21 protein-coding genes are annotated in these 25,323 nt (G+C 69.6%); 16 read left to right on the top strand and 5 right to left on the bottom strand.

Annotated features, from left to right (window positions below; all coding sequences use genetic code 11):
* Positions 1 to 71 precede the first annotated feature (71 nt).
* From tsf to rlmN, 5 genes are all read left to right on the top strand, one after another.
* Positions 72 to 911 carry a translation elongation factor Ts gene (tsf, locus tag P3T29_RS22680; RefSeq protein WP_280718414.1) on the top strand — a complete coding sequence of 280 codons (840 nt, stop codon included), beginning with the start codon at positions 72 to 74 and terminating at the stop codon, positions 909 to 911.
* Between the two features lie 271 nt (positions 912 to 1,182).
* Entirely contained in the window at positions 1,183 to 1,938 is a 756-nt protein-coding gene (pyrH, locus tag P3T29_RS22675; RefSeq protein WP_280718413.1) for a UMP kinase, read from the top strand.
* A gap of 141 nt (positions 1,939 to 2,079) precedes the next feature.
* On the top strand, positions 2,080 to 2,601 hold the full coding sequence (gene frr / locus P3T29_RS22670; protein WP_280718485.1) for a ribosome recycling factor: 522 nt from the start codon (positions 2,080 to 2,082) through the stop codon (positions 2,599 to 2,601).
* A 170-nt stretch (positions 2,602 to 2,771) separates the two neighbouring features.
* Positions 2,772 to 3,695, top strand: a complete 924-nt coding sequence (locus P3T29_RS22665; RefSeq protein ID WP_280718412.1) for a phosphatidate cytidylyltransferase — start codon at positions 2,772 to 2,774, stop codon at positions 3,693 to 3,695.
* Positions 3,696 to 3,767: 72 nt separating this feature from the next.
* Positions 3,768 to 4,868 (top strand): 23S rRNA (adenine(2503)-C(2))-methyltransferase RlmN, encoded by a 1,101-nt coding sequence (rlmN, locus tag P3T29_RS22660; protein WP_280718411.1) that lies wholly within the window; start codon positions 3,768 to 3,770, stop codon positions 4,866 to 4,868.
* A gap of 90 nt (positions 4,869 to 4,958) precedes the next feature.
* On the opposite strand, the gene P3T29_RS22655 is transcribed toward rlmN, so the two are convergent.
* The 4 genes from P3T29_RS22655 to P3T29_RS22640 form a co-directional block, all read right to left on the bottom strand.
* The gene (locus P3T29_RS22655; RefSeq protein ID WP_280718410.1) at positions 4,959 to 6,107 is read right to left on the bottom strand and encodes a hypothetical protein; all 1,149 of its coding nucleotides are present in this window, start codon (positions 6,105 to 6,107) and stop codon (positions 4,959 to 4,961) included.
* 11 nt (positions 6,108 to 6,118) lie between these two features.
* Positions 6,119 to 6,847 carry an ATP-binding cassette domain-containing protein gene (locus P3T29_RS22650; RefSeq protein ID WP_280718409.1) on the bottom strand — a complete coding sequence of 243 codons (729 nt, stop codon included), beginning with the start codon at positions 6,845 to 6,847 and terminating at the stop codon, positions 6,119 to 6,121.
* Between the two features lie 196 nt (positions 6,848 to 7,043).
* A complete protein-coding gene (locus P3T29_RS22645) occupies positions 7,044 to 8,438 on the bottom strand; it encodes an aspartate aminotransferase family protein (RefSeq protein ID WP_280718407.1) in 1,395 nt (464 codons plus the stop codon).
* Positions 8,435 to 8,908, bottom strand: coding sequence for an Lrp/AsnC family transcriptional regulator (locus P3T29_RS22640; RefSeq protein WP_280718406.1), 474 nt, complete (start codon positions 8,906 to 8,908; stop codon positions 8,435 to 8,437). Before P3T29_RS22640 ends, P3T29_RS22645 begins: the two co-directional genes overlap by 4 nt.
* Positions 8,909 to 9,172: 264 nt before the next feature.
* Between P3T29_RS22640 and P3T29_RS22635 the strand changes: the two genes are divergently transcribed.
* From P3T29_RS22635 to P3T29_RS22625, 3 genes are all read left to right on the top strand, one after another.
* Complete coding sequence (locus P3T29_RS22635; protein ID WP_280718405.1) at positions 9,173 to 10,618, top strand: gamma-aminobutyraldehyde dehydrogenase; 1,446 nt, start codon at positions 9,173 to 9,175, stop codon at positions 10,616 to 10,618.
* Between the two features lie 139 nt (positions 10,619 to 10,757).
* Positions 10,758 to 12,116 carry an aspartate aminotransferase family protein gene (locus P3T29_RS22630; protein ID WP_280718404.1) on the top strand — a complete coding sequence of 453 codons (1,359 nt, stop codon included), beginning with the start codon at positions 10,758 to 10,760 and terminating at the stop codon, positions 12,114 to 12,116.
* Positions 12,117 to 12,190: 74 nt separating this feature from the next.
* A complete protein-coding gene (locus P3T29_RS22625; RefSeq protein ID WP_280718403.1) occupies positions 12,191 to 13,360 on the top strand; it encodes a spermidine/putrescine ABC transporter substrate-binding protein in 1,170 nt (389 codons plus the stop codon).
* Positions 13,361 to 13,370: 10 nt separating this feature from the next.
* Here the strand turns inward: P3T29_RS22625 and P3T29_RS22620 are convergent, their stop codons facing one another.
* Positions 13,371 to 15,020 carry a PucR family transcriptional regulator gene (locus P3T29_RS22620; protein WP_280718401.1) on the bottom strand — a complete coding sequence of 550 codons (1,650 nt, stop codon included), beginning with the start codon at positions 15,018 to 15,020 and terminating at the stop codon, positions 13,371 to 13,373.
* 450 nt (positions 15,021 to 15,470) lie between these two features.
* On the opposite strand from P3T29_RS22620, the gene P3T29_RS22615 reads away from it, so the two are divergent.
* The 8 genes from P3T29_RS22615 (at position 15,471) to P3T29_RS22580 (ending at position 24,999) form a co-directional block, all read left to right on the top strand.
* Entirely contained in the window at positions 15,471 to 16,988 is a 1,518-nt protein-coding gene (locus P3T29_RS22615; protein ID WP_280718400.1) for a gamma-aminobutyraldehyde dehydrogenase, read from the top strand.
* A gap of 44 nt (positions 16,989 to 17,032) precedes the next feature.
* The gene (locus P3T29_RS22610; RefSeq protein ID WP_280718399.1) at positions 17,033 to 18,289 is read left to right on the top strand and encodes a spermidine/putrescine ABC transporter substrate-binding protein; all 1,257 of its coding nucleotides are present in this window, start codon (positions 17,033 to 17,035) and stop codon (positions 18,287 to 18,289) included.
* 53 nt (positions 18,290 to 18,342) lie between these two features.
* A complete protein-coding gene (locus tag P3T29_RS22605) occupies positions 18,343 to 19,494 on the top strand; it encodes an ABC transporter ATP-binding protein (RefSeq protein WP_280718398.1) in 1,152 nt (383 codons plus the stop codon).
* Entirely contained in the window at positions 19,491 to 20,417 is a 927-nt protein-coding gene (locus tag P3T29_RS22600) for an ABC transporter permease (RefSeq protein ID WP_280718397.1), read from the top strand. The genes P3T29_RS22605 and P3T29_RS22600 overlap by 4 nt, the downstream gene beginning before the upstream one ends.
* Positions 20,417 to 21,220, top strand: a complete 804-nt coding sequence (locus tag P3T29_RS22595; RefSeq protein WP_280718396.1) for an ABC transporter permease — start codon at positions 20,417 to 20,419, stop codon at positions 21,218 to 21,220. The genes P3T29_RS22600 and P3T29_RS22595 overlap by 1 nt, the downstream gene beginning before the upstream one ends.
* Before the next feature lie 86 nt (positions 21,221 to 21,306).
* Positions 21,307 to 22,701 (top strand): FAD-dependent oxidoreductase, encoded by a 1,395-nt coding sequence (locus tag P3T29_RS22590; protein ID WP_280718395.1) that lies wholly within the window; start codon positions 21,307 to 21,309, stop codon positions 22,699 to 22,701.
* Positions 22,702 to 22,823: 122 nt separating this feature from the next.
* Positions 22,824 to 23,291 (top strand): hypothetical protein, encoded by a 468-nt coding sequence (locus P3T29_RS22585; RefSeq protein ID WP_280718394.1) that lies wholly within the window; start codon positions 22,824 to 22,826, stop codon positions 23,289 to 23,291.
* Positions 23,292 to 23,472: 181 nt separating this feature from the next.
* Entirely contained in the window at positions 23,473 to 24,999 is a 1,527-nt protein-coding gene (locus P3T29_RS22580) for a CoA-acylating methylmalonate-semialdehyde dehydrogenase (protein WP_280718484.1), read from the top strand.
* Positions 25,000 to 25,323 lie beyond the last annotated feature (324 nt).

Raw genomic sequence — 25,323 nt, 5'->3', positions numbered from 1 at the left:
TGCCAGGGCTGAACCACCAGCCCTGGCACAACCCCACGCAGACACGCGAGACGCGAGAAGAGATTCACACCATGGCGAACATCTCCGCCGCGGACGTCAAGAAGCTCCGTGAGCTCACCGGCGCCGGCATGATGGACTGCAAGAAGGCGCTGGACGAGGCCGCGGGCGACGTCGACAAGGCTGTCGAGATCCTGCGCATCAAGGGCCAGAAGGGCGTTGCCAAGCGCGAGGGCCGTGACGCCTCCAACGGCGCCGTCTCCTCCCTCATCGCCGAGGACGGCAAGTCCGGCGTGCTGGTCGAGCTGAACTGCGAGACCGACTTCGTCGCCAAGGGTGGCAAGTTCGTCGAGGTCGCCAACGCGATCGCCGCGCACGTCGCCGCCACCTCCCCGGCCGACCTGGATGCCGCGCTGGCTTCCGAGATCGAGGCCGGCAAGACCGTCCAGCAGTTCGTGGACGAGGCCAACGCGAACCTGGGCGAGAAGATCGTCCTCCGTCGCTTCGCGCAGTTCGACGGCGACGGCTTCGTCGCGGTCTACCTGCACAAGACCGACCCGGACCTCCCGCCGGCCATCGGCGTCCTCGTCGAGCTCGACAAGGAGAACGCCGAGGTCGCGAAGGACGTCGCGCAGCACATCGCCGCGTTCGCGCCGAAGTACCTGTCCCGCGAGGACATCCCCGCCGAGGACATCGCGAACGAGCGTCGCGTTGCCGAGGCCACCGCCCGCGAGGAGGGCAAGCCCGAGGCCGCGCTGGAGCGCATCGTCGAGGGTCGCATCACCGGCTTCGTCAAGGAGAACTCCGTTCTGGAGCAGGCCTTCGCGAAGGACAACAAGAAGTCGGTCGCCAAGGTCCTCGAGGAGAACGGCGTCGCCCTCAAGCGTTTCGCCCGCTTCCGCGTCGGTGCCTGACCCACGTTCCACCGCGCTTCCCGCCTAAGGTAGGAATCGCCAGGCTCCCCAGCAGGGTGGCCCGGAACGCGCCGATCGGGCTCATCCAGCGCCACTCTGTCAAAGGGCGGGCCACGTCGGCACCATGAACGACGAGGAGGCCATTGCCGTGCAGGACACCGTTACCGGTTCCCGCGGCAGTGGCCTCCTCGCGTGTACGCGCAGGTCCGAGGCCCGGCACCCCCGGCCGGCAGCCTGGCCTGTGAACCAGTAGGTGGAGAAGGAGAAGTCCATGCAGGAGACGCAGGAGACCGCGCAGGACGTGACGCGCCGCCGCGTTCTGCTCAAGCTGTCCGGTGAGGCGTTCGCCGGTGGCGGCGGGCTCGGTGTCGACCCGGACGTCGTGCACAAGATCGCCCGAGAGATCGCCACCGTTGTGCGCGAGGGTACCGAGGTCGCCGTGGTGATCGGCGGCGGAAACTTCTTCCGTGGTGCCGAGCTCCAGGTCCGCGGCATGGACCGGGCCCGCTCCGACTACATGGGCATGCTCGGCACTGTGATGAACTGCCTGGCGCTGCAGGACTTCCTGATCAAGGAAGGCATCGAGACCCGGGTCCAGACCGCCATCACCATGGGCCAGGTCGCCGAGCCGTACCTGCCGCTGCGTGCCGTGCGCCACCTGGAGAAGGGCCGCGTGGTCATCTTCGGTGCGGGTATGGGCATGCCGTACTTCTCCACCGACACCACCGCCGTCCAGCGTGCCCTCGAGATCCATGCCGAGGTGCTGCTGATGGGCAAGAACGGCGTGGACGGCGTGTACGACGCCGACCCGAAGACCACCCCCGGTGCGGTGAAGTTCGACGCGCTCGACTACACCGAGGTGATCTCGCGCGACCTCAAGGTGGCCGACCTGACCGCGATCACGCTGTGCAAGGACAACAGCTTGCCGATGCTGGTCTTCGAGCTGCTGGCCGAGGGCAATATCGCCCGTGCGGTGAAGGGTGAGAAGATCGGCACACTCATCAGCCAGGATTCCGCCCGGGCCTGACCAGCCATCAGCCTCGCGACCGTCAGCGGGGCAGCAATCAGCCGTCCGGGGCACCGGAACGGGACAACAGCAGATGTACCGGACAGGGAGCAGACAGTGAGCGAAGCGATCGAAGAGATCCTCCTCGAGGCCGAGGAGAAGATGGAGAAGGCCGTCGTCGTCGCCAAGGACGACTTCGCGGCCATCCGCACCGGGCGGGCGCACCCCGCCATGTTCGCCAAGATCGTCGCGGACTACTACGGCGCCATCACGCCGATCAACCAGCTCGCCTCGTTCTCCGTGCCGGAGCCGCGGATGGCGATCGTCTCGCCGTTCGACAAGAGCGCGCTGCGCAACATCGAGCAGGCGATCCGTGACTCCGACCTCGGCGTCAACCCGTCCAACGACGGCTCGATCATCCGGGTGACCTTCCCCGAGCTGACCCAGGACCGCCGCCGGGACTACATCAAGGTCGCCCGCAACAAGGCTGAGGACTCCAAGATCTCGATCCGGTCGGTCCGCCGCAAGGCCAAGGACGGCCTGGACAAGCTGGTGAAGGACAAGGAGGTCGGCGAGGACGAGGCTCGTCGCGCCGAGAAGGAGCTCGACGACACCACCGCGAAGTACGTGGCGATGGTGGACGAGCTGCTGAAGCACAAGGAAGCCGAGCTGCTCGAGGTCTGATGAACGACGCCCCTGACGCCCCTGGCCTCGGGGGCACAGCTCACCACCTCGCCCCGGCACCCGTCGCTGCGGGTGACCCCCGGCTCCCGGCTCCGGAGAGCGGACACCAAACGGGTCACTCGCAGCGGGCTTCGGTGTACCGAGGTACCTCGGTGGCACAGACTCAGTTCATGCCCTCTGTCCAGGAGACCACGCCCGATCAGCGCGGGCAGCACCCCGCACCGCCGTCCGCCCCAGGGCAGGAGACACCCGTGGCCCAGCCCGACCAGCCGCCCCGCAAGCAACGCGGTGGCCGCAACCTGCAGGCCGCGATAGGGGTAGGGGTCGGCCTCGGTGCCGTGATCATCGCCTCGCTGTTCGTGGTGAAGGTGCTGTTCCTGCTCGTCGTGGCGGCGGCTGTCGTGGTGGGCGTCCGGGAGCTGACCAGTCGGCTGACGGAGCGCAAGGGGATCAACGTCCCGCTCGTCCCGCTGGCGGTCGGCAGCGTCGCGATGCTGGCGTCCGGCTACTGGGGCGGTGCCCAGTGGGCCGCCGCCGCGCTGGCCCTGACCGGGCTGGCGGTGATGGTCTGGCGGATGAGCGAGCCGCCGGAGAACTACCTGCGCGACATAACGGCAGGGATCTTCACCGCGTTCTACGTGCCCTTCCTGGCCACCTTCGTGGCCCTGATGCTGGCGGCCGACGACGGCCCGCAGCGGATCGTGCTCTTCCTGATCGTCACCATCTGCAGTGACACCGGGGCGTACGCGGTCGGGTACAAGTTCGGCAAGAACAAGCTGGCGCCGACGATCAGCCCCGGCAAGACCCGCGAGGGCCTGGCCGGCGGCATCGGTCTCTCGATGCTGGCGGGCGCGCTGCTGATGCAGTACGTCATCGACGACGGCACCTGGTGGCAGGGCCTGATCCTGGGCGGCTGCGCGGCCGTCACGGCGACCCTCGGGGACCTCGCCGAGTCGATGATCAAGCGCGACCTCGGCATCAAGGACATGGGCACGCTGCTGCCCGGTCACGGCGGCATCATGGACCGGCTGGACTCGCTGCTGCCGACCGCCCCGGTGGTCTGGCTGCTGCTGGCGGCCTTCGTCGGTACCTGACAGCGCCCCTGCACAGGGAAGCCCCGGACGCTTGCGTCCGGGGCTTTCGCCATCTGCGACACTGGAACAACCATGCCTGTACCCGGAGAACTGACCTTTGTCGCGCCGCGTGGCGCCAAGCCCCCGCGACACCTTGCCGACCTCAGCCCTGCCCAGCGCAAGGAGGCCGTCGCCGAGCTGGGCGAGCAGCCGTTCCGCGCCAAGCAGCTGTCGAACCACTACTTCGGCCGGATGTCGAACGACCCGACCGAGTGGACGGACATCCCGGCCGCCAGCCGCGACAAGCTGACCGAGGCGCTGCTGCCCGAGCTGATGTCGGTCGTCCGACACGTCTCCTGCGACGACGACACGACCCGCAAGACGCTGTGGAAGCTCTTCGACGGCGTGCTGGTCGAGTCCGTCCTGATGCGGTACCCCGACCGGGTCACCATGTGCATCAGCTCGCAGGCCGGCTGCGGCATGAACTGCCCGTTCTGCGCGACCGGGCAGGCGGGTCTGACCCGCAACCTCTCCACCGCCGAGATCGTCGAGCAGATCGGCGCCGGTATGCGCGCGCTGAAGTCCGGCGAGATCCCGGGCGGCGAGGCGCGGCTGTCCAACGTCGTCTTCATGGGCATGGGCGAGCCGCTGGCCAACTTCAACCGGGTGCTGGCCGCGATCCGCCGCCTCACCGACCCGGCACCGGACGGCTTCGGGATGTCGCAGCGCGGCATCACCGTCTCGACGGTCGGCCTCGTCCCCGCGATGAACCGCCTGGCGGACGAGGAGCTGAGCGTACGGCTCGCGCTCTCGCTGCACGCCCCCGACGACGAGCTGCGTGACGAGCTCGTCCCGGTGAACACCCGCTGGAAGGTCTCCGAGGTCCTTGACGCGGCGTGGAACTACGCGGAGAAGTCCGGCCGCCGGATCTCCATCGAGTACGCGCTGATCAAGGACATCAACGACCAGGCGTGGCGCGCCGACCTGCTCGGCCGCCTGATCAAGAACCACCGGGTGCACGTCAACCTGATCCCGCTGAACCCGACCCCGGGCTCGAAGTGGACGGCCTCCCGCCCCGAGGACGAGCGCGAGTTCGTCCGCCGCCTCCAGGCCCACGGCGTGCCGACCACCGTCCGTGACACCCGTGGGCAGGAGATCGACGGCGCCTGCGGCCAGCTTGCAGCTGCCGGCTGAGGCTCCCCGCGGGGCGCGGGGGACTGTGCGACCAGGGCGCTAGGTAGGCTGCGTGGTTGCGCGCGCAGTTCCCCGCGCCCCTGGCGCGGGTTAGTTCAGCGCCCCCGCTGCCAGTGCGGCCGTGAGCCCGCCGGTCAGCAGCAGGGTGGTGCCGGCGGCAGCCGTACGCAGTAGGGCCGCGCCGAACAGCAGCCGGGGAGCAGTCCCGAGCTGGATCAGTGCGGCGGTCACGCCCCGGTGGGCGTTGCGGACCTCGGTGATCCTGGTGATCACCGCGCCCACCACGCAGCCGACGATCAGCGCGCCCTCGACGGCCGGCAGCGTCTCGGCGGTGCCCGGCTTGTCGACCCAGTAGCGGATGGCGGTGAGCAGCACCGCGAGGGTGAGCGTGAACACCGCCAGGGGTGTGCCGAGGCGCCCGGCCTCGGCCGTCAGGCCTCGCCCGGCGAGCAGTCGCAGCGGGGCGGGCCGGCCGAGGGCGAGCAGCTGTCCGGTCCAGGACAGCAGCGGCGCGGTGAGCAGCGCCAGGCCGAGCGCGGCGAGCGCCCAGCCGATCAGGGCGGCGGGGCTGGTCGAGCCGAGTCCGGCGGGGAGCCGGATCGGGCGGCCGTCCTCGGCCGCGCCCGGGCGCAGCCCGTACAGCTCCAGGGCCAGCCCGACCAGCACCAGGCCGGCGGGGACGGCGAGCCGTAGGGCGCCGAACGAGGCGCCGGCTGCGGGGGAGTCGCCGCCGGGCAGGGCCTCGCTGACCGGGACGGCGGCGGCGGCCGAGAGGCCGGCCACCAGCGGTACCAGGGCCAGCAGGGTCACGGGGGCGGCGGGCGGCAGCGGGACGCCCATGCCGAGTTCCGGGGCGAGCGAGGCGTCGGCGATGTTGTTGCGCAGCACCAGGAAGAGCAGCAGTGTCAGCAGGCTGCCGAGGGTGCAGGCGAGCGCGATCTCACCGGCGATCAGGGCCCGGATCCTGGTGGGGCCGGCTCCGGCGGCGGTGAGTCCGGTGATCCGCTCGGGGCGTCCGGCCGGGACGGCCCGGGCCGCGACGGCGGCGAACCAGGCGACCGCCGCGAGCGGCGGCAGGCACCAGAGCAGCCGGACCAGCGAGCCGCCGGCGGGCTGGCTGAGCGCGCGCCCGAGGGCGCGCAGCAGGAAGCCGGCGACCAGGGCGGCGGCGGTCGCGGTGAGCAGCCAGCGGCCGAGGTCGGCGACCCGGTAGCCCCGGGCCAGGCGGAGATAGAGCACTGGTCTCCCTCTCAGCGCCCGGCCGACACGGCGGAGGCGCCGCGCACCACGGGGGCGACCGGTGCGGCCAGACGGCCGTCGACCATGGCCACCGTGCGGTCGGCGTAGCGCGCAAGTTCCGGGTCGTGGGTGGCGAGCACCAGGGTGAGCTGGTGCGAGCGGGCGGCGCTGGCGAGTATCCGCAGCACCTGCTCCTGGGCCTCCCGGTGCAGTGGGGCGGTCGGGTCGTCGGCGAAGACCACGGGTGGCAGCGGGGCGAGCGCGCGGGCGACGGCGATCCGCTGGCGCTGACTCTGGATCAGTTCGGCGGGTCTGCGGGGGGCGCAGTCGGCGACGTCCAGGCGCTCCAGCCACTCGGCGGCGGCGGCGTAGGCGGCCTTGTGCCCGGCGCCGGCCAGCAGCAGGGGGAGGGCGACGTTCTCCCGGGCCGTCAGCTCCGGTACCAGGTGCGGTTCGGAGCCGACGAAGCCGAAGCGGTCGCGGCGCAGCCGTTCCCGCCCGGCCCGGCCGAGGGTGTGGACGGGCGCGCTGTTGAACCAGACCTCGCCCTCGTCCACCGGTAGCAGGGCGGAGAGGCAGCCGAGCAGGGTGCTCTTGCCGGAGCCGCGCGGGCCGGTGATGGCGAGCACCTCGCCGACCCGGATGCCGATCGAGACGCCGCGCAGGGCGGGGGTGCCGTGGTGGGACTTGACGATCCCCCGGGCCCACAGCACGTCGTTGTCGGGCGGGGCCGCTGACATGAGGTTCCATCCTGGTGGCTGGAGGGATATGACAGTCGTCAGATTAGAACGACGGAGTCGCCCTGTGGTTGCGGCACACTGACCCATCAGTGGGCAAAATGCCGCGAATCCGGCGTGTTGGGTCCGGAAAAACACCGAAGGGCGGTCCCTTGTGGGACCGCCCTTCGGCGGAGAGTGGGACAGAAAGATCAGCTGATCAGATCTTGGCCCAGGCGTCGGTCAGGCTGACCCGCAGGATCTGCTCGATCTCGTCGAAGGTCGACTGGTCGGAGATCAGCGGCGGAGCCAGCTGGATGACCGGGTCGCCACGGTCGTCGGCGCGGCAGTACAGGCCGTTGTCGAAGAGCGCCTTCGACAGGAAGCCGTAGAGCACGCGCTCGACCTCGTCGTCGTTGAACGACTCCTTGGTGACCTTGTCCTTCACGAGCTCGATGCCGTAGAAGTACCCGTTGCCACGCACGTCGCCGACGATCGGCAGGTCGCGCAGCTTGTTCAGGGTGCCGAGGAAGGCGGACTCGTTGTCCAGGACCTTCTGGTTCAGGCCCTCGCGCTCGAAGATGTCGAGGTTGGCCAGTGCCACCGCCGAGGAGACCGGGTGGCCACCGAAGGTGTAGCCGTGCAGGAAGGTGTTGTCACCCTTGTAGAACGGCTCCGCCAGGCGGTCCGAGATGATCGTGGCGCCGATCGGGGAGTAACCCGAGGTCATGCCCTTGGCGCAGGTGATCATGTCGGGCTGGTAGCCGAACTTGTCGGCGCCGAACATGGTGCCCAGGCGGCCGAAGGCACAGATGACCTCGTCCGAGACGAGCAGCACGTCGTGGCGGTCGCAGATCTCGCGCACGCGCTGGAAGTACCCGGGCGGCGGCGGGAAGCAGCCACCGGCGTTCTGCACCGGCTCCAGGAAGACGGCGGCGACGGTGTCGGCGCCCTCGTTGAGGATCGCGACCTCGATCTCGTCGGCGCACCAGCGGCCGTACGCCTCGGGGTCGACCGTGCCGTCGGCGCTCTCGAGGAACGCCGGGGCGCGGTAGATGTTGGTGTTCGGGGCGCGGAAGGTGCCCGGCACCAGCGGCTCGAACGGGGCCTTCAGGCCCGGCAGGCCGGTGATGGAGAGGGCGCCCTGCGGGGTGCCGTGGTAGGCGACGGCCCGCGAGATGACCTTGTGCTTGGTCGGCTTGCCGGTCAGCTTGAAGAACTGCTTGGCCAGCTTCCAGGCGGTCTCGACGGCCTCGCCGCCACCGGTGGAGAAGAAGACCTTGTTCAGGTCGCCCGGGGCGTAGTTGGCGAGGCGCTCGGCCAGCTCGATGGCCTTCGGGTGGGCGTAGCTCCACACCGGGAAGAAGGCCAGCTCGGCGGCCTGCTTGGCGGCCACCTCGGCAAGCTCGCGCCGGCCGTGGCCGGCGTTGACCACGAACAGGCCGGCGAGGCCGTCGAGGTACTTCTTGCCGTTGGAGTCCCAGATGTACGTGCCCTCGCCCTTGACGATGGTCGGTACGGGGGAGTTCTCGTACGACGACATGCGGGTGAAGTGCATCCACAGGTGGTCGTAGGCGGTCTTGGAAAGGTCCTTCTGCGCCGGGTCGGCTGTCATCTGGTGCCCCAGGTGTAGGTCTGTTTCCGGAGTTTCAGGTAAACGAAGCTCTCGGTGCTCCGCACGCCGGGAAGGGCGCGGATGCGCTTGTTGATCATTTCGAGCAGGTGCTCGTCGTCCTCGCAGACCAGCTCGGCCAGCAGATCGAACGAGCCTGCGGTGCAGACGACGTAGTCGACCTCGTCGAGGGCGGCCAGCGCGTCGGCGACGAGCTCGACGTCACCTTCGACGCGAATCCCGACCATCGCCTGGCGGGTGAACCCGACGGTGAGGGGGTCGGTGACGGCGACGATCTGCATCACGCCTTGGTCGAGCAGCTTCTGGACCCGCTGCCGTACCGCTGCCTCGGACAGGCCGACGGCCTTGCCGATGGCGGCGTACGGGCGGCGCCCGTCCTCCTGGAGCTGCTCGATGATCGCCTTGGAGGCGGCATCAAGGGGAACGCTGGCGTTCCGGTCGCGGTTGGCCACGACGCCACTGTGCCTGATCGATCTGCGGGTTGCAAGCTGTCCGGCTACTGATTTCGTCGTCGTTTCGAAAATTGCATACGGAATACGTTGCGTTCCTGATTCCTGCCTGCCGATACCGGCAGGGTGCGAGGTACCCTGTTCTGGTGTACGCGCAGGCGTCCACACCAGAACCAGTGGACCGCGGCTTCCGTGGCCCGGCCACTCGGCGCCCGGTACCCTGGCGCCGGTTCTGCAACGTGGCAGGCCCAGACCGAGGAGAGACCCGTGAGCGAGCTTCGTACGCTGCGCAACTACATCAACGGTGAGTTCGTCGATGCGGCTGACGGCCGCACGCTGGAGATCGTCGACCCGACCACCGGCCAGGCGTACGCGACCTCGCCGCTGTCCGGCTCCGCCGACGTGGACGCCGCCATGGCGTCGGCCGCCACCGCCTTCCCGATCTGGCGTGACTCCACCCCGAGCACCCGGCAGCGGCTGCTGCTGAAGATCGCGGACGCGGTCGAGGCGCGCGCCGACGAGCTGGTCGACGCGGAGTGTCGCAACACCGGCAAGCCGCGCGGGCTGACCAAGTCCGAGGAGATCGGCCCGATGGCCGACCAGATCCGCTTCTTCGCCGGTGCCGCCCGCCTGCTCGAGGGCAAGGCCGCAGGCGAGTACATGGACGGGATGACCTCGATCGTCCGCCGCGAGCCGGTCGGCGTCTGCGCGCAGGTCGCGCCGTGGAACTACCCGATGATGATGGCCGTCTGGAAGTTCGCCCCGGCCATCGCGGCGGGCAACGCGGTCGTCCTCAAGCCCTCCGACACCACCCCGGCCTCCACCGTGCTGCTCGCCGAGATCATCGGCGGCATCCTCAAGGACATGGAGCTGCCGGCCGGCATCTTCAACGTGATCTGCGGCGACCGCGAGACCGGCAAGCTGATGGTCGAGCACCACACCCCGGCCATGGCCTCCATCACCGGCTCCGTCCGAGCCGGCATCCAGGTCGCCGAGTCCGCCTCCAAGGACGTCAAGCGCGTCCACCTGGAGCTGGGCGGCAAGGCCCCGGTCGTGGTCTTCGAGGACGCCGACATCGCCGAGGCCGTCGAGGGCATCTCGGTGGCGGGCTTCTTCAACGCCGGCCAGGACTGCACCGCCGCGACCCGCGTCCTGGTGCACGAGTCCATCCACGACGACTTCGTCACCGCGCTCGCCAAGGCCGCCGCCGACACCAAGACCGGCGGCATCGACGACGAGGACGTCCTGTACGGCCCGCTGAACAACGCCAACCAGCTCAAGCAGGTGTCCGGCTTCATCGAGCGCCTCCCTTCGCACGCCAAGGTCGAGGCCGGTGGCCACCGGGTCGGCGAGGTCGGCTACTTCTACGCGCCGACCGTCGTCTCGGGCCTGAACCAGGACGACGAGATCATCCAGAACGAGGTCTTCGGCCCGGTCATCACCGTGCAGAAGTTCTCCGACGAGGAGCAGGCCGTCGCGTACGCCAACGGGGTGGACTTCGCTCTCGCCTCCTCCGTCTGGACGAAGGACCACGCACGGGCCATGCGGATGTCCCGCCGCCTGGACTTCGGCTGTGTCTGGATCAACACCCACATCCCGCTGGTCGCCGAGATGCCGCACGGTGGCTTCAAGAAGTCCGGCTACGGCAAGGACCTCTCGTCGTACGGCTTCGAGGACTACACCCGCGTGAAGCACGTCATGACGGCGATCTAGTAGCTCCTCCGGGGGCGCGGGGCTCTGGGCCCCGCGCCCCTTCGGTGTCTGCGGTGAGCTGTCAGGGTGTCGGCCGACGCGGTGACCGCCTGACAAGATGCAGCTGCAAGTCGCCGCAGCGGTTCCCTAGGCTTACGGCATGAGCATCCCCACCGCTGACTCAGCCGCAGGACAGGCAGTCAAGGCCGCCGATAGCGCGCACGTCTTCCACTCGTGGTCCGCCCAGGCACTGATCGACCCCCTCGCGGTGGCCGGCGCCGAGGGCTCGTACTTCTGGGACTACGAGGGCAACCGCTACCTCGACTTCTCCTCGCAGCTGGTGAACACCAACATCGGGCACCAGCACCCGAAGGTCGTCGCCGCGATCCAGGAGCAGGCGGCGAAGATGTGCACCATCGCGCCCGGCTTCGCGGTCGAGGCCCGTAGTGAGGCCGCCCGGTTGATCGCCGAGCGGACCCCGGGCGACCTGGACAAGATCTTCTTCACCAACGGCGGCGCCGAGGCGGTCGAGAACGCGATCCGGATGGCCCGGCTGCACACCGGCCGCCAGAAGGTGATGTCCACCTACCGCTCGTACCACGGCGCCACCGCCAACGCGATCGCCCTGACGGGTGACCCGCGCCGCTGGGCGAACGAGACCGGCGTCTCCGGCGTCGTGCACTTCTGGGGCCCGTACGCCTACCGGTCCAACTTCCACGCCGAGAACGAGGCGCAGGAGTGCGAGCGCGCGCTGCAGCACCTGGAGCAGGTGGTGGCGTTCGAGGGGCCCGGTACGGTCGCGGCGATCATCCTGGAGACCGTGGTCGGCACCGCCGGCATCCTGATCCCGCCGGCCGGCTACCTCGCGGGGGTCCGGGAGATCTGCGACCGGTACGGGATCGTCTTCATCCTGGACGAGGTGATGGCCGGCTTCGGCCGTACGGGTGAGTGGTTCGCCGCCGACCACTGGGGTGTCGTCCCGGACCTGCTGACCTTCGCCAAGGGCGTCAACTCCGGCTACGTGCCGCTGGGTGGCGTGGCGATCTCCGCCGAGATCGCGGCGACCTTCGCCGAGCGTCCGTTCCCGGGCGGGCTCACCTACTCGGGCCACCCGCTGGCCTGTGCCTCCGCCGTGGCCACCATCAATGCGATGGCGGAGGAGGGCATCGTCGAGAACGCGAAGCAGATCGGCGAGAACGTGCTCGGCCCCGGCCTGCGCGAGCTGGCGGAGCGTCACCCCTCGATCGGCGAGGTGCGCGGGCTCGGCGTCTTCTGGGCGCTCGACCTGGTGAAGAACCGGGAGACCCGCGAGCCGCTGGTGCCGTACAACGCCGCCGGCGCCGCCAACGCGCCGATGGCCGAGCTGGCCGCCGCCTGCAAGCAGCGCGGTCTCTGGCCCTTCGTCAACATGAACCGCTTCCACGTGGTACCGCCGTGCACGGTCACCGAGGAGGAGGCCAAGGCCGGTCTGGCGATCCTGGACGAGGTGCTCACCCTCGCGGACGCCCACACCGTCTGACCGTCAGCAGCATTACGGCCCCGGGCACCTGCCGCCCGGGGCCGTTCCTCCCCCATGCCCGGAGACGATCCCTCATGCGTAGTGCCACCCTGTCCCGTCGCTCCGCCCTCGGTGCCTTCGGCCTGCTCGGCCTGGGCGGTCTGTCCGCCTGCGGCATCCCCGCCGCGTACGTACCGGAGGAGCGTCGCACCGCAGCCGATCGCTCGGACCGGGACAAGTCGCTCAACTTCTCCAACTGGACGCAGTACATCGACGTGGACAAGACCGGAAAGCGGCCGACCCTGGAGGAGTTCCAGAAGCGCACCGGGATAGCCGTCACGTACACCGAGGACATCAACGACAACGACGAGTTCTTCGGCAAGATCAGCCCGGTACTCGCCCAGGGCGGCGACCCCGGGCGCGACCTGATGGTGATCAGCGACTGGATGGCCGGCCGGTATGTAGCGCTCGGGTGGGTGGAGACGCTGGACAAGGCGAACCTGCCGAACGTCACCAAGTACCTGGACCCGCAGCTCAGCCACCCCGCCTTCGACCCCGACCGCTCGCACAGCGTGCCCTGGCAGTCCGGCATCACCGGGATCGCGTACAACCGCAAGACCCTCGGGCGGGAGATCAAGCGCACCAGCGACCTCTGGGCGCCCGACCTCAGGGGGCGGATCACGCTGTTCGCCGGGATGGACGAGGCGCTCGGGCTGCTGATGCTGGCCAATGGCGCCAACATCGCCAAGTTCACCGCCGACGACGCGCACAAGGCGATGAACCAGGTGCAGAAGTTGGTCGACACCAAGCACATCCGCCGCTTCACCGGCAACGACTACACCAGCGACCTGGCCTCGGGCGCGGCGGTGGCCTGTCAGGCGTACTCGGGTGACGTGATCCAGCTGCGGGCCCAGAACCCCGACATCGAGTTCGTCGTCCCGGAGGAGGGCGCGGAACTCTGGGCCGAGAGCCTGATGATCCCGAACCGGGCCGACCACAAGAGCAACGCTGAGCGCCTGATGGACTACTACTACCAGCCCGAGGTCGCTGCCCAGCTGACCGCGTTCGTCCAGTACATCTGCCCGGTCCCGGCCGCCCGCGAGGTGCTCGCCAGGAGCACCGACCCCGACACCGCCGCGCTCGCCGACGAGCCGCTGATCTTCCCCGGTGCCGAGATCCGCGCCAAGCTCCAGACCATGCGCGACGTCACGGCGGCCGAACGCCCGGACTTCCACCAGATCTGGGGCCAGGTCGCGGGCGTTTAGAGCATCAACCTCAGCGGCGGACCGCGTCCAGCGCCAGCAGCGCGACGTGCAGCGAGAGGCAGGACTCCACCTGGTCCAGGTCCACCGCGAGGATCCGCTCGACCTTGTGCAGCCGGTCGTAGAACGACGGCCGGGACAGGTGCGCCGCGTCCGCCGCCGCCGACTTGTTCCGGCCCTGTTCGAGGTAGATCCGCAGCATCTGCACCAGCTGGCTGCCGTGCTCGGCGTCGTACGCGAGCAGCGGGCCCAGCTCGCGTTCCACGTACGTCTGGAGCCGGGCGTCGTCCCGCAGCAGGTGCAGCAGGCCGCGCAGCCGGACGTCCGGGAGGCGGTAGTACGCGGCGGCCCGGCCGCCGGGCGCGTCGTGCAGGGCGGCGTCGGCGACCTGCGTTGCCTCCAGCAGGGTGCGCCGGGCGTCCCGGACGGAGCCGACGGACGAGCCGACCGCGATCACCGGTTCCGGGGCGGGGCCGCCCCGGGAGCTGTCGGCGGCCAGTTTGCGCAGCGCGGCGGCGAACGTCTCCAGGGCGGAGTGTTCGTCCTGCTGCGAGCCGAGCGCGATCAGCAGGCCGACGCCCTCGTCGTCGAGCGCGCCGACCAGCGCGGAGAGCCGGCAGGTCCGGATCGCGGTGGCGGCCAGCTCGGCGAAGTCGCGCAGCCGGGCCTGCGCCTCCAGCGCGGCCGGGCTCGGACCCCGGCGCTCGCGCAGCACCACGCCGACCAGCCGTCGGCTCTCCAGCGGTACGCCCAGCGCCTGGGCCCGCAGCGCGACCTCCGAGACGGTCAGCGAGTGCGTCAGGATGCCCGAGAGCAGGGTCCGGTGGGTCTGCCGCTCCAGGCTCTCCCGGTCGCGGACCACCAGCCGGTTCAGCGCCAGCGTCGCCGCGCCGCGTTCCAGCAGCATCGCGTACGGGTGGGCGGTCTCGGCGGGCAGCGGGCCGGGGTCGTTCACCAGGACCAGCCGCCCCCAGTCCTGGCCGCGCGCCCCCACGGTGGTGACCAGCCAGCCGCTGCGCGGGTCGTAGCCCGTCCGGCCCGGCGGACGGACTCCGCGTGAGCGGCGTTCCCAGCTCTCCAGCAGCTCCGCCTCGTGGTGTCCGGCGGGGTCGTGGGCGAGCACCTGGTGGGCCAGGTTCTCCAGGACCACGGGCGCGCCGGCCATCATCGCGACCTGGCGGACCACCTCGCCGGGCTCGGCGCCCTCGACGGCCAGCTCGTTGAAGACCTGGTGCACCGCCTCCGAGGTGCGCAGCTGCTCCAGCTGGGCGTTGACCACCAGCGCGTGCACGGCCTCGGTGACGGCGACGAACCGTACCTCCCGGCGGAGCGCGATCAGCGGCAGCCCGCGCTGCTCGGCGGCGTGCACCAGGGCCCGGGGCAGGTTGTCGAAGTACCGCCGCCCGAACTCCACGACCAGCCCCGCGACCCCGACCTCGTCCAGCTCCCGGACGTACCGGGCCAGCCCCTCGCGGTCCTCGGGCAGCGCGATGCCGGTGGTCAGCACCAGTTCGCCGCCCTGCAGCATCCCGGCGACGTCGGGAAGTTCGCTGACGTGCACCCAGCGGATCGGGCGCTCCAGGTGGTCGGCGCCCGCCACCACCTGGGGCAGACCACGCCGCATCGCGTCCAGCTCGAGCACACGGGCGACGGTGGGGAGCACGGCGGGCCTCCATGGGGGTTCAGAGTGTCAGGTGAATCATCCCTGGTGGCGACGGTCTGTCGCCCCCAGCTGCGCCTTGCACTGTGTAAGGCCGTTGCCGGGTGGCTTGTCGCAGTGACCCTTGTCACCTGTAGGCCGCACGGGGCATCGTCAGCGAGTCAGCCGTAGCGCGGTACGGGCGTAATTGTCGGAATCCGTTGCGTAACCAGAAAGCAACAGCGGAATCCCTTGTGGGCTCCTGCTGAGGCTGTCAGGATCGCGCAAAACCCGGCCATCCGCCGGATGCCCGCACTGCCGCGACCCGAACCCGGACGACCGCCCGCAGTGCGCCGTCAAGCCGATCGATGCGTGCAGCATGACGATCAGTCATCCCCCCACACTCACCCCTCGGCAGCAGGACAGCCGGCGTAGGACAGACAGCGGATGAACCGGGCAAATGGAGGAAATCTGATGGACCTGACCAGCTTCGGCGCGGGCGCGCAGTACATCGCGGGCCGTTTGACCGAGGGCACCGGCACCGAGCCTTTCCAGGTCGTCAACCCCGCCGACGGCAGCGTGGTCCAGCAGGTCACGCTGGCCTCCACCGCTGACGTCGACACCGCCGTCGCGGCGGCGAGGGCGGCACTGCCCGAGTGGGCGGCCGCCACCCCCGGCGCCCGCTCGGCGGCGCTGCTCAGGCTGGCCGGCATCCTCGCCGACCGGGCCGAGGAGTTCGCCCGGGTCGAGACGGCGCAGACCGGAAAGCCGATCAAGCTCTCCACCGAGTTCGACGTGCCCGGCACGATCGACAACACCGCGTTCTTCGCCGGCGCGGCCCGCAATCTGGAGGGAAAGGCGGCGGGGGAGTACTCCGGCGACCACACCTCGTACGTCCGCCGCGAGGCGATCGGCGTGGTCGGCTCGATCGCGCCGTGGAACTACCCGCTGCAGATGGCGGCCTGGAAGATCCTCCCGGCCGTCGCGGCGGGCAACACCATCGTGCTCAAGCCCGCCGAGCTGACCCCGCTCACCTCGCTGATGTTCGCGCAGGCCTGCACCGACGCGGGCATCCCCGACGGCGTGGTCAACGTCCTCACCGGCGCCGGACGTACCGCCGGCGAGCGTCTGGTCTCCCACCCGGACGTCGCGATGGTCTCGTTCACCGGCTCCACGCCCGTCGGCAAGCGGGTCGCCCAGCTCGCCACCGACACCGTCAAGCGCACCCACCTCGAACTGGGCGGCAAGGCCCCGTTCGTGGTCTTCGACGACGCCGACCTGGACGCCGCCGTACACGGCGCGGTCGCCGCCTCGCTGATCAACAGCGGCCAGGACTGCACTGCCGCCACCCGCGCCTATGTGCAGCGCCCGCTGTACGACGCCTTCGTGGCGGGCGTCGCCGAATTGTTCGCGGCGATCCGCCTCGGCGATCCGCTCAACCCGCAGACCGACCTCGGCCCGCTGGTCTCGTACACCCACCGGGACCGGGTGGCCGGCTTCGTCGAGCGGGCCCGGGGCTACGGCGCCAACGTCGTGACGGGCGGTCAGGCCCCGGCCAAGGGCCACGACGGCACCGACCTCTCGCTCGGCGCCTACTACCGCCCGACCCTGATCACCGGCGTCGCGCAGGACAGCGAGGTGGTGCAGGGCGAGATCTTCGGCCCGGTGCTGGTCGCACTGCCCTTCGACTCCGACGACGAGGGCCTGCGGCTGGCCAACGACACCCCCTACGGCCTGGCCGCCTCCGCCTGGACCAGGGACATCCACCGCTCGCTGCGCGCCACCCGCGAGATCGCGGCGGGCTGCGTCTGGGTCAACGACCACATCCCGATCCTCAGCGAGATGCCGCACGGCGGCTACAAGTCCTCCGGCTACGGCAAGGACATGTCGCAGTACTCGCTGGACGAGTACACGCAGGTCAAGCACGTCATGTTCGACACCACGGCGGTCGCCCGCAAGGACTGGCACCGCACGATCTTCGGAGACAGATAACCCCCGTCGTCTCCCAGCCTCTTCCCCCAGGAGGGTGTCCCCGCATGGAGCTCCACGAGATAGCCGACGGTCTGCCGGAGCCGGTCCGCAAGGCCTGGGAACGCAGTCTGACCAACGGCCGGGCCGCGATGACCCGCCGGACCCTGCTACGCGCCACCGCCCTCGCGGCCGGCGCCGGCTCCCTCGCCGCCTGCGGCATCCCGCCCGCCAGGACGACCTCCGCCACCGGTGACTCCCCGGTGAACTCCGCCAAGGACCTGTCCGACTCGGAGAAGGTGGTCAACTTCTCCAACTGGCCGCTCTACATCGACGTGGACGACAAGAACAAGGACAAGCACCCCAGCCTGGACGAGTTCACCGCCGCCACCGGTGTCAAGGTCCGCTACAACGAGGACATCAACGACAACGTCGAGTTCTTCGGCAAGGTCAAGCCCCAGCTCGCGGCCGGCCAGGACACCGGCCGCGACCTGATGGTGCTGACCGACTGGATGGCCGGGAAGCTGATCCGGCTCGGCTGGGCGCAGAAGCTGGAGATGGCCAACGTCACCACCGCCATCACCAACCTGGAGGCCAGGTTCCGGGCCCCCGACTGGGACCCGGGCCGGCTGTACTCCTACCCCTGGGCCGGGATCCAGGTGGTGGTCGCCTACAACAAGAAGGCGACCAAGGGGAAGGTCGTCAGCAGCGTCTCCCAACTGCTCGACGACCCCGAGCTCAAGGGCCGGGTCACCTTCCTCTCCGAGATGCGCGACACCATCGGGATGGTCCTGCTGGAGCAGGGCAAGGACCCGGCGAAGTTCACCGCCGACGACTACAACGCGGCCATCGCCCGCCTGCAGAAGGGCGTGGACGACAAGCAGATCCGCAAGTTCACCGGCAACGACTACGGCCAGGAGCTCTCCTCCGGCGACATCGCGGCCTGCCTCGCCTGGGGCGGCGACCTGATCCAGCTACGGGCCGACAACCCCGACATCGAGTTCGTCATCCCCGATCAGGGCTATGTCGCCTCCACCGACAACCTGCTGATCCCGGCCAAGGCGCAGCACAAGAAGAACGCCGAACGGCTGATCGACTTCTACTATCAGCCGAAGATCGCGGCCGAACTCACGGCAGGCATCGGATACGTGTCCCCGGTCACCGGCGTGAAGGACGAGCTCGTCAAGCTCGCCCCTGACGCGGCGTCGAACCCGCTGGTCATCCCCACCCCGGAGATGGCCGCAAAGGTCCACGTCTTCCGGAGCCTGACCGAGGCCGAGGAGAGCGACTTCGAGGAGAAGTTCTCCAGGCTGATCGGCGCCTGACCTCCCCCAAGCACGGCCCCTGGTATCTGTACGGCCATTGACAGAGAGACACCATGACTGAGCAGCAGCCCGAAGCGGCGACCGCCGGCGGAGACGTCCGCCTCACCGGCATCGGCAAGACCTACGGCGACTTCACCGCCGTCCAACCGCTGGACCTGACGGTGCCCCAGGGCTCGTTCTTCGCCCTGCTCGGCGCGTCCGGCTGTGGCAAGACCACCACGCTGCGCATGATCGCCGGCCTGGAGGAGCCCACCAGCGGCACCGTGCTGATCGGTGGCCAGGACGTCACCGACCTGCCCCCCTACAAGCGGCCGGTGAACACTGTCTTCCAGAGCTACGCGCTCTTCCCGCACCTCGACATCTTCGAGAACGTCGCCTTCGGCCTCCGCCGCCGGGGCAAGAAGGACGTCAAGAAGCAGGTCGAGTCCATGCTCGAACTCGTCGAGCTCGGCCAGTACGCCCGCCGCAAGCCGCACCAGCTCTCCGGCGGCCAGCAGCAGCGCGTCGCCGTCGCCCGCGCCCTGATCAACCACCCGCAGGTGCTGCTGCTCGACGAGCCGCTCGGCGCGCTCGACCTCAAGCTGCGCCGCCAGATGCAGCTTGAGCTCAAGCGCATCCAGACCGAGGTCGGCATCACCTTCGTCCACGTCACCCACGACCAGGAGGAGGCCATGACCATGGCCGACACCATCGCGGTGATGAACGCCGGACGCGTCGAGCAGCTCGGCGCCCCCGCCGACCTGTACGAGAACCCGGGCAGCACCTTCGTCGCCAACTTCCTCGGCCAGTCCAACCTGATCGCCGCCGAGGTCACCGGCAGCGCCGACGGCGACCTGCTGCTCAGCGCCTCCGGCGTCCGGCTCGCGATGCCCAAGGCCCGCTGCGCGACCGACGCCACCAAGGTCTATCTCGGCGTCCGGCCCGAGAAGATCACCCTCGCGCACGCCTCCGCCACCGGTGACATCGCCGAGGGCCGCAACCGGCTCCAGGGCACCGTCGTCGACTCCAGCTTCATCGGCGTCTCCACCCAGTACGTGGTCCGCTCCGAGGGCGGCCAGGAGATCGCGGTCTTCGAGCAGAACATGGACCGCGACATCCGGATAGCCCCCGGCGCCCCCGTCGTCCTGCACTGGAACCCGGCCCACTCCTTCGGCCTCGACGCCGCCCAGGCGATCGACGCCGGCACCGGGGAGGCCGCGGCATGACCACCACGACCGAGGCCGCACCTCCACAGGTCGTCCCGCTCGAAGCGGCACGGAAGAAGCGCCGCAAGCTCACCGCGTACTGGCTGCTGCTCCCCGGCATCGCCTGGCTGGTCGTCTTCTTCGCGATCCCGATGGTCTACCAGGGATCCACCTCCCTGCAGACCGGCTCGCTGGAACAGGGCTTCAAGCTCACCTGGCACTTCGCCACCTACTGGGACGCGCTGGTCGAGTACAAGTGGCACTTCGTCCGCTCGTTCTCGTACGCGGCGATCGCCACCGTGCTCTGCCTCGCGATCGGCTACCCGCTCGCGTACACGATCGCCTTCAAGGCGAACCAGCGCTGGCGCAACGTCATCCTGATCCTGGTGATCGCCCCGTTCTTCACCAGCTTCCTGATCCGCACCCTCGCCTGGAAGACCATCCTCTCGGACGGCGGCCCGGTGGTCGGCGCGCTCAACCACCTGCACCTGCTGGCCCTCAGCGACGCGGTCGGCCTGACCTCCGGGCACCGGGTGCTCGCCACGCCGCTCGCGGTGGTCTGCGGCCTGACGTACAACTTCCTGCCGTTCATGATCCTGCCGCTCTACACCTCGCTGGAGCGGATCGACCCGCGCCTGCACGAGGCGGCGAACGACCTGTACGCGCGGCCGTTCACCATCTTCCGCAAGGTCACCTTCCCGATCTCGCTGCCGGGTGTGGTGGCGGGCACGCTGCTCACCTTCATCCCGGCCTCCGGTGACTACATCAACGCCCAGCTGCTCGGCTCGCCGAGCGAGCAGATGGTCGGCAACGGCATCCAGAAGCAGTTCCTGAACGTGCTCGCGTACCCCACGGCGGCCGCGCTGAGCTTCATCCTGATGGCCCTGATCCTGGGCATGGTGACGGTCTACATGCGCAAGGCCGGAACGGAGGAGCTGGTCTGATGTCCCGACTTCTGAAGTGGGTCCGCGCGCACCTGGTGGTGCTGGCCGGCATTCTCGCCCTGGCCTACCTGGTGCTGCCGAACCTGGTGGTGCTGGCCTTCTCGTTCAACAAGCCCGTGGGCAAGTTCAACTACGAGTGGTCCCAGTTCTCCACCGACGCCTGGACCAACCCCTGCGGCGTCGCCGACATGTGCGGCTCGCTCGCGCTCAGCCTCCAGATCGCCCTGCTCGCCACCCTCGGTGCCACGGTTCTGGGCACCATGGTCGCCTTCGCGTTGGCCCGTTACCGCTTCCGGGGCCGGGCGGCGACCACCGCGCTGATCTTCCTGCCGATGGCGATGCCCGAGGTCGTCATGGCGGCCTCGCTGGGCACGCTCTTCCTCAACATGCGGATCCAGTTCGGCTTCCTGACCATTCTGATCGCGCACATCATGTTCTGCCTCAGCTTCGTCGTGACGGCGGTCAAGGCGCGCGTGATGAGCATGGACCCCCGGCTGGAGCAGGCCGCCCAGGACCTCTACGCCACCCCGACCCAGACCTTCCTGCGGATCACCCTGCCGCTGGTCGCCCCCGGCATCGCCGCCGGCGCGCTGCTCAGCTTCGCGCTCTCCTTCGACGACTTCATCATCACCCAGTTCAACTCGGGCCCCACCACGGTCACCTTCCCGATGTTCGTCTGGGGCGCCTCGCAGCGCGGCATCCCGGTGCAGGTCAACGTGATCGGCACCGGGATGTTCATCGCCGCGGTGGTGTTCACGGTGGCCGGCCAGTGGCTGGCGAACCGTCGGAAGGCGCGGGCCTGACCGGGCTCTCCGTGGCACGGCCTGCTACGACAGCTCTCTTGTTACGCTCAAATCACCATCAAGGATCAGAAAGTAGCTGATACAGCATGGACTCTGCCCGTGCGCTCAGTGATGCTCGGCCCACCCCTTTCTGGCTCGAAGACCCGGGGCGGCCGGAGGCCCTGCCCGCCCTGGTCGGCGACACCAAGTGCGACCTGCTGGTGGTCGGCGGCGGCTACTCCGGCCTCTGGACGGCGCTGATCGCCAAGGAGCGGGACCCCTCGCTGGACGTCGTCCTGATCGAGGGCCACGAGGTGGGGTGGGCCGCCTCCGGGCGCAACGGCGGGTTCTGTGCCGCCAGCCTTACCCACGGTTTCGGCAACGGGCTGCAGCGCTGGCCCGGTGAACTCGGCGAGCTGGAGCGCCAGGGCGTGGCCAACCTGCAGGCCATCGAGGACGCGGTCAAGCGCTACGACCTCGACTGCGAGTGGGAACGCACCGGCGAGATCGACATCGCCACCCAGCCGCACCAGCTCGCCGAGCTGCACGAGGTCGCCGAGGCGGTTGCCGAGTACGGCCTCGACCTGACCGTCCTCGACGCCGATCAGCTGCGCGAGCAGGTCGACTCGCCGACCTTCCTCGGCGGGATCTGGGACAAGGAAGGGGTGGCCATGGTCCACCCCGCCAAGCTGGCCTGGGGCCTGAAGGCGGCCTGCCTGGCCCAGGGCGTCCGGGTCTTCGAGCGCACCAAGGCCGTCGACCTGGCCGAGTACGGCAGCGGAATGGCCGTCCGTACCTCGTACGGCCGGGTCTACGCCCGCCGGGTCGCGCTCGGCACCAACGTCTTCCCGTCGCTGGTCAAGCGCGTCCGCCCGTACATCGCCCCGGTGTACGACTACGCGCTGATGACCGAGCCGCTCACTGGCGAGCAGCTGGGCTCGATCGGCTGGCGCGGGCGTCAGGGCCTCGGCGACAGTGCCAACCAGTTCCACTACTTCCGGCTCTCCGCCGACAACCGGATCCTGTGGGGCGGCTACGACGCCGTCTACAACTACGGCGGCCGGGTGCGCGCCGAGTACGACCAGCGGCCGGAGACCTTCCAGACCCTCGCCCGGCACTTCTTCCAGACCTTCCCGCAGCTGGAGGGCGTGCGCTTCACCAACGCCTGGGGCGGTGCGATCGACACCTGCACCCGCTTCTCGGCCTTCTTCGACACCGCGTACCGGGGGCGCGTCGCGTACGCGGCCGGGTTCACCGGTCTCGGTGTCGGGGCGACCAGGTTCGGGGCGGAGGTCATGCTCGACCTGCTGGCGGGCGAGCTGACCGAGCGCACCTCGCTGGAGATGGTGCGCAGCAAGCCGCTGCCGTTCCCGCCCGAGCCGGTGCGCTGGGCCGGGATCGAGATGACCAAGTGGTCGCTGGACCGCTCCGATCGCAACGGCGGCCGGCGCAACCTGTGGCTGCGGACGCTGGACCGGATGGGTCTCGGCTTCGACAGCTGACCGCCCTCTTGGGGCGCACTCGCCGTTGGCGGGTGCGCCCCTTCTGCCTACTCGGATGTGTGTAAGAGACCCGCGCTGTCCTCCTCTCCCAGAAGAGAAGTCCCACGAGCGGAGGACGGGTCATGGAGAGCACCCAACGCGGCAGCGCGGTCGACTGGCTGGCCGAGGCCGCCACCGACCCGGCGAACTGCCGACTGGAGTGGGAACGCACTGGGCTCGGCATCACCCTCCTGCCTGCCGGACGGCTCTGGGACGTCCTGCTGGTCCCCGGCGGCCTCGGGCAGCCGACCCTTGCGGCCCTGTTGAGGCTGCCGAAGGGCGCCGGACCGGTGTTCGCCGACTTCGGGGACGAGAACCTGGGCTTCCTGGTTCCGGTCGGCACGGCGGGTCGGTGGATCGGCACCGGGGTGCGCGGTGCGGGGTACGGCACCTGGGTCGTCATCCCGCATCCCGCCGCCGAACGCAGCCACGGTGTGCGCTGGCTGGTCCCGCCGGACGGCTCGGGCGCGCTGACCGATCCCGTCCTGCTGGAGCTCGCGCTGCACGACGCGGCGGCCCGGCTCCACCTGGGCGTACCCGACGACCTGTAAGGCTGAATCTCCGATCCCCGTCATGCTGCTCGTTGAGGTGCGTCCGCCCTTTCCGCAGACTGGAGTTGAGCGCGGTAGCCCCGTGATCCCGCCGCCCGGCCGAAGTCGGGTGGTGCCGTAGACAGGGCCGGCGGCCGGTGTGCCGCACGGACTTCGGAGGCAGACGACCTTGAGCAAGCCCATCGAGACCAAGCACACCACCCACTGGATCAACGGCGCCGCCGTTGCCACCGCCGGCGCAGCTCCGCGCAGGGGCGACATCTTCGACCCGGCCACCGGCCAGGTCACCGGCCAGGTGGACTTCGCCGGGATCGCCGAGGTGGACCAGGCCGTCGCGGCCGCCGCCTCCGCCTTCACCGAGTGGCGCAACGCCTCGATCGCCAAGCGCACCCAGGTGCTCTTCGCCTTCCGCGAGCTCTTCAACGCCCGGAAGGACGAGCTCGCCGCGATCATCGTCTCCGAGCACGGCAAGGTGCACTCGGACGCGCTCGGCGAGATCGGCCGTGGCCAGGAGGTCATCGAGTACGCCTGCGGCATCCCGCAGCTGATCAAGGGCGGCTTCACCGAGCAGGCCTCCACCGGCATCGACGTCTACTCGATCCGCCAGCCGCTCGGCCCGGTCGCGATCATCTCGCCGTTCAACTTCCCGGCGATGGTCCCGCTCTGGTTCTTCCCGATCGCCATCGCGGCGGGCAACACCGTGGTGCTCAAGCCGTCGGAGAAGGACCCGTCGGCCGCGAACTTCATGGCGGCGCTCTTCAAGGAAGCCGGTCTCCCGGACGGTGTGTTCAACGTCGTCCATGGCGACAAGGTCGCCGTGGACCGCTTGCTGGAGCACCCCGACATCAAGTCGGTCAGCTTCGTCGGCTCCACGCCGATCGCCCGGTACGTCTACGAGACCGGCACCCGGTACGGCAAGCGGGTGCAGGCGCTCGGCGGCGCCAAGAACCACATGCTCGTCCTCCCCGACGCGGATCTCGACCTCAGCGCCGACGCCGCCATCAACGCCGGCTTCGGCTCAGCGGGTGAGCGCTGCATGGCCGTCTCCGTCCTGGTCGCGGTCGACCCGATCGGCGACGAGCTGGTCGAGAAGATCAAGCAGCGGATGGCAACCCTGAAGGTCGGCCCGGGCTGCAACGGCGACTCCGAGATGGGCCCGCTGGTCACTGGCCAGCACCGGGACAAGGTCACCTCGTACGTCGAGTCCGGCGTCGCGGACGGTGCCGAACTCGCGGTGGACGGCCGAAAGCACATCATCGCGACGGAGGACGCCGCCGGCGCCCCCACCACCGACGGCTTCTGGCTCGGCCCGACCCTCTTCGACCACGTCAAGCCGGGCATGTCCGTCTACAACGACGAGATCTTCGGCCCGGTCCTCTCGGTCGTGCGGGTCGCCTCGTACGAGGAGGGCCTGGAGCTGATCAACTCCAACCCCTACGGCAACGGCACCGCGATCTTCACCAACGACGGTGGCGCGGCCCGCCGCTTCCAGCACGAGGTGGAGGTCGGCATGGTCGGCATCAACGTGCCGATCCCGGTGCCCGTCGCCTACTACTCCTTCGGCGGCTGGAAGGCCTCGCTCTTCGGCGACTCCCACGCGTACGGAGCCGACGGCGTCCAGTTCTTCACCCGCGGCAAGGCCGTGACGCAGCGCTGGCTCGACCCGTCGCACGGTGGCATCAACCTGGGCTTCCCCACCAACGCCTGACGCCGGTGCCGGCTGCCGACCAGCTCTGATCGTCCCCGCCCGGAACTCCGGGCGGGGACGATTTGCATGGGGGCGGCGTCCGGCGTAGTGTTGACTGGTCGCTCGACAGGGAGCACCGGACACGCATCTCGCGCGGACGGTCCCGGGGTGGCCAATCCTCTGAACCAGTACTTCTGTTCCCGTCTTCGCACGGGGCTGATTGTCGTGCGCGTTTATATGGATTGCGGCTGGATTCGCTTTATGGAGCGGGGTTCGGCTAAAGTTTGGGACGTCGGAAAGCGCAGCACGGCGAATGAAACTCCGGAAAACGGAGCGGAAATCATC

The organism is Kitasatospora sp. MAP5-34 (assembly GCF_029894335.1).
Taxonomy (GTDB): Bacteria; Actinomycetota; Actinomycetes; order Streptomycetales; family Streptomycetaceae; genus Kitasatospora.
The sequence above is the reverse complement of the archived record's forward strand: the minus strand, read 5'-3'. Positions and strand labels throughout refer to the sequence as shown.